This window comes from Thermostichus sp. MS-CIW-38, assembly GCF_054058415.1.
Map to the genome: position 1 here is coordinate 1 of NZ_JBSSAH010000061.1, position 9,487 is coordinate 9,487.

9 protein-coding genes are annotated in these 9,487 nt (G+C 59.8%); 5 read left to right on the forward strand and 4 right to left on the reverse strand.

The window, feature by feature from the left end; translation table 11 throughout:
* Positions 1 to 200: 200 nt before the first annotated feature.
* From nusB to ACVWXZ_RS13825, 3 genes are all read right to left on the reverse strand, one after another.
* Positions 201 to 1,076: a transcription antitermination factor NusB gene (gene nusB / locus ACVWXZ_RS13815; RefSeq protein ID WP_414331399.1), complete on the reverse strand. Its 876-nt coding sequence runs from the start codon at positions 1,074 to 1,076 to the stop codon at positions 201 to 203.
* Positions 1,077 to 1,195: 119 nt separating this feature from the next.
* The gene (locus ACVWXZ_RS13820; RefSeq protein ID WP_414412973.1) at positions 1,196 to 3,355 is read right to left on the reverse strand and encodes an ATP-dependent helicase; all 2,160 of its coding nucleotides are present in this window, start codon (positions 3,353 to 3,355) and stop codon (positions 1,196 to 1,198) included.
* 11 nt (positions 3,356 to 3,366) lie between these two features.
* Complete coding sequence (locus tag ACVWXZ_RS13825) at positions 3,367 to 4,227, reverse strand: Cof-type HAD-IIB family hydrolase (protein ID WP_457482649.1); 861 nt, start codon at positions 4,225 to 4,227, stop codon at positions 3,367 to 3,369.
* A 201-nt stretch (positions 4,228 to 4,428) separates the two neighbouring features.
* Here ACVWXZ_RS13825 and ACVWXZ_RS13830 point away from each other — a divergent pair, with 201 nt between their 5' ends.
* The 4 genes from ACVWXZ_RS13830 to ACVWXZ_RS13845 all read left to right on the forward strand — a co-directional run bounded on the left by ACVWXZ_RS13830 (position 4,429) and on the right by ACVWXZ_RS13845 (position 7,902).
* A complete protein-coding gene (locus ACVWXZ_RS13830; RefSeq protein WP_457482650.1) occupies positions 4,429 to 5,382 on the forward strand; it encodes a DUF1517 domain-containing protein in 954 nt (317 codons plus the stop codon).
* Positions 5,383 to 5,464: 82 nt separating this feature from the next.
* Positions 5,465 to 6,220 carry a hypothetical protein gene (locus ACVWXZ_RS13835; RefSeq protein WP_457404281.1) on the forward strand — a complete coding sequence of 252 codons (756 nt, stop codon included), beginning with the start codon at positions 5,465 to 5,467 and terminating at the stop codon, positions 6,218 to 6,220.
* A 76-nt stretch (positions 6,221 to 6,296) separates the two neighbouring features.
* On the forward strand, positions 6,297 to 7,067 hold the full coding sequence (locus tag ACVWXZ_RS13840; RefSeq protein ID WP_457404283.1) for a peptidylprolyl isomerase: 771 nt from the start codon (positions 6,297 to 6,299) through the stop codon (positions 7,065 to 7,067).
* Between the two features lie 106 nt (positions 7,068 to 7,173).
* Positions 7,174 to 7,902 carry a HEAT repeat domain-containing protein gene (locus ACVWXZ_RS13845; RefSeq protein ID WP_457404284.1) on the forward strand — a complete coding sequence of 243 codons (729 nt, stop codon included), beginning with the start codon at positions 7,174 to 7,176 and terminating at the stop codon, positions 7,900 to 7,902.
* Positions 7,903 to 8,030: 128 nt separating this feature from the next.
* Here the strand turns inward: ACVWXZ_RS13845 and bchM are convergent, their stop codons facing one another.
* Entirely contained in the window at positions 8,031 to 8,696 is a 666-nt protein-coding gene (bchM, locus tag ACVWXZ_RS13850) for a magnesium protoporphyrin IX methyltransferase (protein WP_457404286.1), read from the reverse strand.
* Between the two features lie 155 nt (positions 8,697 to 8,851).
* On the opposite strand from bchM, the gene ACVWXZ_RS13855 reads away from it, so the two are divergent.
* Positions 8,852 to 9,349: a hypothetical protein gene (locus tag ACVWXZ_RS13855; RefSeq protein ID WP_457404288.1), complete on the forward strand. Its 498-nt coding sequence runs from the start codon at positions 8,852 to 8,854 to the stop codon at positions 9,347 to 9,349.
* Positions 9,350 to 9,487: the final 138 nt, after the last annotated feature.

Consider the following 9,487-nt stretch of genomic DNA (forward strand, 5'->3'; position numbering starts at 1 on the left):
CCCTGCAAAGTGCGGTCAATTTCTTGACGCAACTCTTGTGGGACTATCAGCTTGCAACGTACAGAGATAGTCTGGCTCATGGGCTTATTGTAGTTTATCCAGACTTTTGGCCGGCAAACCTATATAGAGGAGGGCTTTCCTCCCGACACCAAGCCTGCGGCTATGGTGCGGGCCTCCAGCCCGAAAATTTGGTGATCTGCTCAGCCCCCGGAACCAGAACCAGGGAGGGAGGGATCCCGACCCCGGTGGGTCTCCATCTGGCTGTCCACTACCCGTCGCAGCACTCCGTTGACGAAAGCGGCGGCCTCAGGATCCCCGTATTTTTTGGCCAATTCTACAGCTTCGTTGATGGCAACCTTCACGGGGCTGCTGGCCAGTATTTCCATCTCCACCACCGCCAGGCGCAGGATATCTCGTTCGATCCGACCAACCCGCTGCAATTGCCAACCCACCAAAGCCTTTTGCAAACGAGCATCGATCGCCTCCTTGTGGGTTCGCAGGGCAGTTAACAGTTGCAAAGCGTAGGCGCGCACTTCTTGGGATTGGGCAATGTACAACAGTTCCGGCATGGACAGGGCAACGCCCACCCGGTTGACTGCTCTTTGGGACAACTGGACAACCTCATCCAAGATGTGGCGGACGCTGTGCAGCCGCTGTTCCAGGTGTTCTAAGGCTTGGCCGGCGTTGCCGAGGGCCACTTGCACCTGCTGGATTAGCTCCAGCAATTCCCCCCGTAAGGCATTGGGGTCAGGAACGTCCGCCTCCTTCAGAGTGATTTCCAGGCGCTGCAGGTGTCGTTGGGCCTGCTGAAGGCGGAGGGTGACGGAGCGGGATCCACCCTCTTCCTTGGGATCCGAATCGGCCAACAATAGAGGATCGCTCTCGTGCAACAAACGGTCGCTGCGCTGGATTTCCGCCGCCGCTGTGGAGAGGGTTTCATGGGTCTCTTCACTCAGGGCGCGGATGGCTGCCAGCAGCAAGTCCTCCAGTTGTTTTTCGCTCAGTTTGGCCGCCGTGGCTGGCAGTTGATTGACCCCCAGCAGGGCCAGTTCGCGGGCAATACGCCGAGGTTGCATTGCAGAATATCCATAGCTTCTGAAAGACTGCCCCATTGCCGCAAGGCGGCGCGCAAGCGCTATCGGGCTTAGCCATGCTAGCAGGTTGCCAATCCATGAAGAACGAGAGACTCACCCGGTCAACCGGCCCTAAAACTGCGACTTAACACCCGAAACACCAAAGATGAACTCTGCTCTGTGCCAAAGCGAGATTGGCTGGATACCGAGAGGGTGAGCCGTCGTTTGCTGCGGGTGATGCCCACATACAGCAGCCGCAATCGCTCTGCTGCCAAATCCAAAAAGGCTTGCTTGGTGGCCGAGTCGGCCTGCAGCTCCCAGCCGCCTTTGGGGCTGAGCTGTCGCAACTGAGCCAGGGCCTCTGCCTGCATATCCACTTCATCCAAAAACTTCAGCCCCAGGGTTCGCTCCCCGTACTGGGTGGGAAACTCGTAGGCCGACACTTGGGGGATGAAGACCTGATCCCATTCCAGCCCCTTGGCGCGATGCAGAGTCGTGACAGTGATGCTGCCCGGCTCGGGGTCGAAGGCGAAGATCTCCGAAGGCAAGTTGTTGAGGCGGTGATCCAGAATCACTTGAAATTCTTGGGCGATCTCCTGCCAATCGGTTTCGGGCAGGGATCCCAGCACCTGCTCCAGCTGATCGATTACATAGCGACCCACAAACAGCTCTTCCGGCTTGCGGTAGAGGCTTTGAACGATCACATTCAGCACCTCCGGCCAAGGGGAGCGCCCGGCCCGGAGCCAACCGGCAAGGGTGCGCAGCAGCCTGCCCAAGTTCTGCCAAGGCGGGCCATCGGGCAGAGCGGGAGCCTCACCAAAGTTGGGAAATAGCAGCCGCTCCGGCAGAGAGGCGCGGATCCAGCTCAACATCGGTCCCAGTTCAGCACGTGGGATCCCCGCCCAATCCGCCAAGCAATCCACAGCAGCAGCCAAGCGAGTGGGGGCAGTGGGCTGGGCAAACCAGTCGATGATTCCCTTGAGCTGCAACAACACCCGCCGCTGACTGGGACTGCCCCGCAACAGATCGATCACCCGCTCCGCTCCCATTTCCTGGAGATAGCTGAGGGCTTTGCCCCCCAGCTCGTTAGTGGTGACCAGAATGGCCACCGTTTGGCCGGGAAAAGCTTGGGCGGCTGCAATGGCCTGCCGCGCCACCTGTTGCAGCTCCTCTTCCGGGGATCCGACAACCCGCAGAAAGTCCACACCACCCTCGCTGGCCGGGGGGTTTTGGCCACCGGAGGTGGCCAGTTGAATGGGCTGGGGGGCCAGAGCGGTGCGCAAAGCCGGGATGGGGTGCTGCTGATTCACCCACTCCACCAGGCGGTTGGCCAAAGCGATGATCTGGGGGGCACTGCGGCTGGATTCATCCAAAAGCACCACCTGAGGACTGGCCTGGCAAAAGGCGCGAAACAGCCGCGGCTCGGCGCTGGTAAAGGTGCCCATGATGCTCTGGTTGGGATCCCCCACCCGCACCAGGTTGCCGGTGCGTTGGCTGAGCAGCCGCAGCAGCTCTTCCTGCAGGGGGGAACTGTCTTGGGCCTCATCCTCGAACAGGTAGTCGTACCAGTTCTGCACCTGCTCCCGCAGCTCCGGACTGCCCTCGATCAAATCCACTGCTTGCCAGCCCAGGTCGTCGTAGTCTAACTTGCCCAGGCGACGCAATTCCGCTTGATAACCGGCGTAGATGGGAGCAGCCCAGCCCAGATAGCCCTCGCTGGGGATCACTTCTGGCCCCAGGCGCAGATTCTTGGCCCTGCTGATGACCACCTGCACCATCTGCTGGAAACTGCGCCGGAACTGGGCTCGGTTTTGGGCGATCTTTTGCGGGTTGTTGTCGCCGGGGATCAGCGGCTCCCAGAGCTGAGTATGGCGGACGAGCCAAGCGCGGCACAGGCGGCTGAGCAACCGCTCCTGTTCGTATCCCTCCAAAATAGACAGCTCCTCCCAACGGCTGGGGGCCTCCCGCAACACCCGCAACGACAAAGAATGCAGGGTAAAGGCCTGGGTAAAGCGATCCGGATACCCCGCCCGTTGCAAACGTTGATTGATGCGGCTGATCAAGTTGCCCCGCGCCGAACGCATGTAGGTGAACACCCCGATGCGCTCCGGTGGGATCCCCCGATTGAGAATTAAATCGGCGATCAACAGCTCCAGAATAAAGGTCTTGCCGCTCCCCGGAACGGCGGCGATCCCCAGCGGCCCCGATTGGTAGGCCAACGCCTGTTGCTGCGCCGGACGCAGGGTGACCTCAGGAAAGGGAGAAGAAGCCAGACCCAGCATGGGATCCCTGCCTAGCTGAGGATGAAGGTCTCGATGGCTGCCGCCACCCCGTCTTCTGCCACAGGAGGGGCAATCCAATCGGCATGGGGCAACAGAGCAGGCGAGGCATTTCCCATCGCCACCCCGATCCCCGCATACCGCAGCATCTCAATGTCGTTGTCGCCATCGCCAATGGCCATCACCTGCTCCGCCGACAACCCCAGCATTTCCTCGGCCAAAAAACGAACGGCATTGCCCTTGTTCACCGCCGGATGGGTAGCCTCGAGAAAAATCGGCTCTGAACGGGTGAGGTAGAGCTGGTCAGGGGAATACCGCCGCCGCAGGGATCCCTGCAATTCCTGCAGGAACTCGGTATCCTCAGAAACAGCCAGGATCTTGGTGGGGCTTCGTCCGTATTGGGCGGAAGAGAACATCTGGAACGGCACCTGCGAGCGCTCAGCATAGGCCTGACTGAGAGGGCTCAGCTCCCGTAAGTAGAGCTGGTCATCGATGTAGAGGTGAACCCCCACCGGCTGATCCTGCAACGCTTGCAACAACTCCTCGGCCAGCGGCCAGTCCAGGCTCCAGTGCTTTAGGGTCTTTTGGCTATCGGGATCCCGAATTAAAGCCCCCTGGTAGCTGCATAGGGGCATATCGGCCCCAATCGTGTAGTGGAACCGCTCGGCAGAACGATGCATGCGACCCGTAGCGATGGCTACTCGCACCCCTGCTGCTTTGGCCTTCTGAATGGCCTCCCGAACCGGCTCTGAAACCTGGTTGGAAGGCCCGGCAATCGTGCCATCGATATCCACCACCAACAGCCGAATCTGGGCACGGGGTGGAGAAGATGCCCGCTCTCTTTCCTCGGCTTGGACGTTAGCCTGAGTTTGCATTGCTGTTGTTTGCCCTCCTCCTGGCAACCTTCCAGACCGTAGCATGGCTCTGCCTCGATTGGTTGACGGTCATTGGCCGGCTCAGTACACAAAGAATCAACACAGAAGAATTGAACAAGTGAGATGGCCGGGTGGGGGATCGGTTTCCGCCCCTATTCCCGCCAACGAGAAAGCGTAGAATTAAGAGAGACTAGCCCCGTGATGGACGAAAACATTGTGATCATGCTGAAACGAATCGGTCGCGTCTGCCGGCCTCTGCTGGCCATTGCCCTGGCCTTGACCTTGGCCCTGGCTCCCATAGGCGCTGTTTGGGCACGCAGTGGCGGTCGCATTGGCGGCGGATCTTTCCGGTCTCCGACGTTCTCTGCCCCCCGCTCGATTGGCCCGCACTACTCAGCTCCTGTCTACCCCAGCTATGGAGGCGGCTTTGGTTTTCCGCTGCTGGTGCCCTTTTTCTGGGGAGGGGGGGGTGGCGGCCTGCTGACGCTGCTGCTCTTGGTTGGGGCAGGTAGCTTTTTGGTGCAGACGCTGCGCTCGGGGATCAGATCCGAAGAAGGGGACGATAGCATTGGGGTTCGCGATCCCCAGGTAACTGCTGCGCAGGTAAAAGTGGGACTGCTGGCCAGCGCCCGGCAACTGCAAAAAGACATGAACGCCCTGGCTCTGGAGGCGGATACTCAGTCGCCAGAAGGGCTGAGCCAACTGTTGCAAGAGGTCACCCTTGGCTTGATGCGCTACAGCGACTACTGGGCCTATGGCCATGCCCAAGCGGAGAAGCTGCCCCTCTCCCGCGCCGAATCCCTGTTCTATCAAGCCTCTTTACAAGAACGGAGCAAGTTCAGCGTCGAAAGCCTCAGCAACCGCAACAACCAGATCCAACAAGTCTCCCAAGCGGCGCTGCAGCGATCTGCTGCTGGGATCCCAGATATCGGCGAGTACCTGCTGGTAACTCTACTGGTTGCGTATCGTGGTAACTTGGGTACACTACCTGTAGTTAACTCCATGGCGGATCTGCGGCAGTGCCTGTTGCAGCTGGCTTCGATTCCGGCAGATCGGATTGTGGCCATCGAAGTGCTGTGGACGCCGCAGTTGGAGGGAGACACCCTGTCGGCAGAGGCGCTGTTGACCGAGTACCCGGAAATGCGGCTCCTTTGAGAGCCTTTGGGCGATAGACGGCAACTGTTGGCTGAGTGTCTCAACTCCTCGGGATCCCCGCCGCTCAGGCTAGGGAGGTTGTATGTCCGGGTTAGATGCTTCAGCGGGCAGAGGCCGTCGTTCCCCTTGGGCATGGTCTGGCCAAGTCAAGCAGGCAGATTCTCTGTTGGATGAGCTGTTCGAGGATTTGGAGAACAGCTTGGAAGAGGGGCTGTCAGAAGCCGGCGAATATCCTTACCTCGGCACACGGCCCCCACTGCCTTCCCGGCGCTTCTCTGCTGCCGGAGGATTACTGCTGGGTATGGCTTTGGCCGCTACCTTGGTGGCAGGGCTGGCTTTTTGGATGACCCTGCGCCCGCGGGCGGTGGTTTTTTCGCAGGCCACTCGGGATCCCTTGGCTGAGGCACCCAATTCTTCCCATTCCGATGCTCACCAGGAGCCCTTGCTTCCCACTGCTGCTGATGTGGATGAAAACCCCAAAGCTCCACCTGAGGATTCTGCAAAGGCTGTCTTGGTCGAACCGGCAAAACCGCCGACTGTTGCCGCTCCTCTTGCTTCAAGAGGGGCTGGTCTTCCCTCTCCCCCCAGGGTACCTGCGCCTCCGGTGCCAGCGCGGATCCCACCCCAGCCTGTGCCGCAGATGAAGCTGGTGGGATTGATCCACGATCCAGGTGCTCCCAAGGCTCTGATCTTGATCGACAACGTAGTACGTCAGGTGGCTGTTGGCCATGCGGTGAAAGCAGAGTGGCGGGTTACCTCCATCAGCCCCTACGGTGTGAGGGTGAGCAATGGCGCTCAAAGCGTCACCTTGCAGTTGGGACTGTCGCAGCGGATCTGAATCACCTGGATAGGGATCCCTGCTGGGTTGAGCAGCGCCTGGAGGGTGGGAGATTGGATTGAAGGAGAAGGGGCAGATGAAATTCGCCAAGCTGGGGCGAATGAGCCGCTGCAGAGTGGGAGTGGGCTTAGTTCTGGGATACCTCTGTCTCGGGCTGTTGGCTTGTCGCAGTACACCCCCCCTCTCAGAATCCCCCTCTGGGATCCCGGCGGCCTATGCTAGCCGCCCGCAACTGCAAGGGAAGGCAGTGGTGGAGATGGAGGTGCAAACTGCTGAGGGGGTAGGCAAGGTGATCTTGGCGATCCACGGGGAAGCGGCACCCCTGACCGGCGGCCAGTTCGTGGATTTGGTTCAGCGGGGCTTTTACAATGGCCTCACCTTCCATCGGGTGGAAAAGGATCCGCAGCCTTTTGTGGTGCAGGGTGGGGATCCCCGTGGTGACGGTACAGGGGGTGCAACAGAGCCGGGGAGCAACCGCCTGCGCACCATCCCCCTGGAAATTCAGCTGCGTGGGGAACCCTACCCCCGCTACAACACCTTGATCCAGGATCCCGCTGCTCTGAGTAAGTTGCTCTTGCCCCATCGTTTGGGGGCGGTGGCCATGGCCCGTTCTAGCCCACTTGACTCAGCCTCTTCCCAGTTTTACATCACCCTCTCTGCTCTGCCGATTTTGGACGGGCGCTATGCCGTGTTCGGCTACGTCACCGAGGGGATGGAGTGGGTGGAGCGCATCCAGGTGGGAGATGTGATCCGCTCGGCGCGGGTGTTGGAAGGAGCGGACTTGCTTAGGGTGCCGGGATCCCAACCGGAAAGAGCAGATCAGGCAGAGGATCCCGGCGGTTTATGATAGGCAGCAACTCTGCTGCTGGTTCGGCTGTTGTTGCTCTGGCTTTTGTCGTGGGGAAGGGAGAGTTTTGCGCTCGCCCCCTCCGCCAACACCTGGGCACCCTTTCATGCAAGAAGACGCTTTTTCCCCCCTTGAGCCCCTAGACGAGCTGCCACCTCACTCACCGCCGGAGGTGGATGTGGAGCTGATGCTGCAGCGGTTGCAGGATCCGGATCCCTATTTGCGGATGCAGGCGGCCCGCGCCTTCTGTGAGATCGAAGAACCCCGCGCCGTTAAACCCCTGCTGGCCCTAGTCCGGGATCCCTGCCCGTTGGTGCGGGTGGGAGCAGCCTATGCCCTAGGTCGGAATCCGGATCCCGCTGAGGTGGAGGTGCTGATCGAGGGCTTGCGCTGGGATTGGAACGGCTATGTGCGCAAAGGCTTGGTGTGGGCGTTGGGCAATGCCAAGGATCCGCGGGCGTACCCGGTGTTGCTGGAAGTGTTGGCCGGGGATATCGCGGCAGTGCGATTGTGGGCTGCCAGTGCTCTCGGACAACTGGCCCAGGCGCAGGCGTTGCCTGGCCCGGCATTGGATGAGGTGGTCGCAGCTCTCTGCCGGGGCTTGGCTCAAGATCCAATCGCAGCGGTACGCGGCAACTGTGCCTGGAGCTTAGGGATCCTGGGGCAACAGGTGAAACTGGCTCTCGAGGATCCCATTGTTTACACGATGCTAACAAGGCAATTGCTGACCAGCGCCAGTCGCGATCCCGATTGGGGGGTGCGGGATGACGCGCGGCTTGCCCTACAAAAGCTGGCAGATCCCGATTTGCTGGAGCAACTGGATAACCTCGGCTGACCCCTTGGGCTGAGGCAAACCAGCATGGCCATACTGCTGGCTCGAGATCGCTTCCTGGCGTCTGGAAATCTGGGAGATCACCACCTCAGGCGAACATTCCGACAGAAGGTATCCAGTGGGCGGCAGGTTCAGCGAACCAGATCGAGCAGCCAAGCAAAGTAGAAGCGGCTGCGAATGGTTTGTCGCTGCTGCACTTTCCAGCCCCATTCGGTTAATTGGCTCACCAAGGTCGCCTCTCGGTGTTGATAGGCGCGGGTGGTTTTGCTGGGGCCGGGGAAGAACTCTCCCACTTTCTTCAGCAGCGTCAGCCAGGGGGTTTTGGGGGCAAAACTGAAGATCAGGCGGGACCGAGCCAGGCGGGTCAGGTGCTTTAGCATGCGCAGGGCCTCGGCTTCAGGGTAGTGGATCATCACATCGAGGCAGATGACGACATCGTATTCCCCTGTCAATTCCTCCAGATCCGAGACCCAAAATTGGGGGTTGTCTGTGGATCCCAGCTCCATTTGCTGGCGGCGGCGTGCTTCGTTCACCATTTGTTCCGAGATGTCGCTGGCGAACACCTGCGCCCCTCTGGTGGCCAAGGGCAAACTGAGGCTGCCCACCCCGCATCCGGCATCACAAATGCGTAAACCCGAGGGATCCCCCAACCACTGCAACACCGTCTCTACCGTGCGGGCATGGCCAAGGCGGATGTCTTTTTGGACGAAATTGACTTCTTCTTCACCATAGATGCGCCGCCAGCGCTCGAAGCCAACGGAGTTGAAGTAATCGCGGACAATGGTTTTCTCTTGCATAGAACTTCCAGCTAGGGATCCGGCGAGAGAAAAAGATGAACGCTCTGCTTTTCTTCGCCAACGCGCATCCCATTCTACCCCGAGCCCCCGTAGCCCTCTGCATCGTTGCCCTAGGATTGTATTAGAATTAACTCGCATGCCTTGGATGTTGCCCCATGACCGAAGCTGAGATTGCCCAAGCGTTGCAGGCTCGGTTGGCTGCCCCGGTCAAAATCGCGGTCAAACGCCGCCAAGGTCATCTACACGTTCTTCTGAATCGATCCTCCTCGGCCCGAGTGGACTACCCCCATCTCATGGAACGGGTGCAGGCGGAGCTCAGGGCGTTGGGCTTGCCCGGCTTGGAGCAGGTCACGGTGTACGGGCGTGAGTCGGGACATTCCGAATACGAGTGGGAGCAAACGGCCCCCTTGTTGAACCCGCTGCTGGCCTCAGAAGAAACCACGGTTCTGTTGGAAAAAAAAGGCGACTTCTTGTTGCAGGATCTAACAGTTGTTGCCCCAGATTCGGTCAACTCAAAGCCTGAACCCGCGCCGGAGAATCCTGTCGGGAAAACCGACAAAGGCCGCGGATCCCGCATCTCCTGGGTGTGGCTGGGGGGAGCTGTACTGATTGTCGGAGCTGGGGTAGTTCTTTTGCTGGTTGCCCTTCTCTGAGAGAGCAAAAACCTGGGGTAGAGGCTCTTGTCTTAGGAAAAGCCTCAGCTAGAAATCGCAGGAGCCCCGCACTGTACCCGTAGGGTCAGTGTCGGGAGGAATGCGGAAGTTATGATAGAACCATGACCCAAGTCCTGA

Coding starts and splice junctions, on each gene's coding strand:
- nusB (WP_414331399.1), bottom strand. CDS start 1,076: ATGCAACCTCGGCGTATTGCCCGCGAACTGGCCCTGCTGGGGGTCAAT.
- ACVWXZ_RS13820 (WP_414412973.1), bottom strand. CDS start 3,355: ATGCTGGGTCTGGCTTCTTCTCCCTTTCCTGAGGTCACCCTGCGTCCG.
- ACVWXZ_RS13825 (WP_457482649.1), bottom strand. CDS start 4,227: ATGCAAACTCAGGCTAACGTCCAAGCCGAGGAAAGAGAGCGGGCATCT.
- ACVWXZ_RS13830 (WP_457482650.1), top strand. CDS start 4,429: ATGGACGAAAACATTGTGATCATGCTGAAACGAATCGGTCGCGTCTGC.
- ACVWXZ_RS13835 (WP_457404281.1), top strand. CDS start 5,465: ATGTCCGGGTTAGATGCTTCAGCGGGCAGAGGCCGTCGTTCCCCTTGG.
- ACVWXZ_RS13840 (WP_457404283.1), top strand. CDS start 6,297: ATGAAATTCGCCAAGCTGGGGCGAATGAGCCGCTGCAGAGTGGGAGTG.
- ACVWXZ_RS13845 (WP_457404284.1), top strand. CDS start 7,174: ATGCAAGAAGACGCTTTTTCCCCCCTTGAGCCCCTAGACGAGCTGCCA.
- bchM (WP_457404286.1), bottom strand. CDS start 8,696: ATGCAAGAGAAAACCATTGTCCGCGATTACTTCAACTCCGTTGGCTTC.
- ACVWXZ_RS13855 (WP_457404288.1), top strand. CDS start 8,852: ATGACCGAAGCTGAGATTGCCCAAGCGTTGCAGGCTCGGTTGGCTGCC.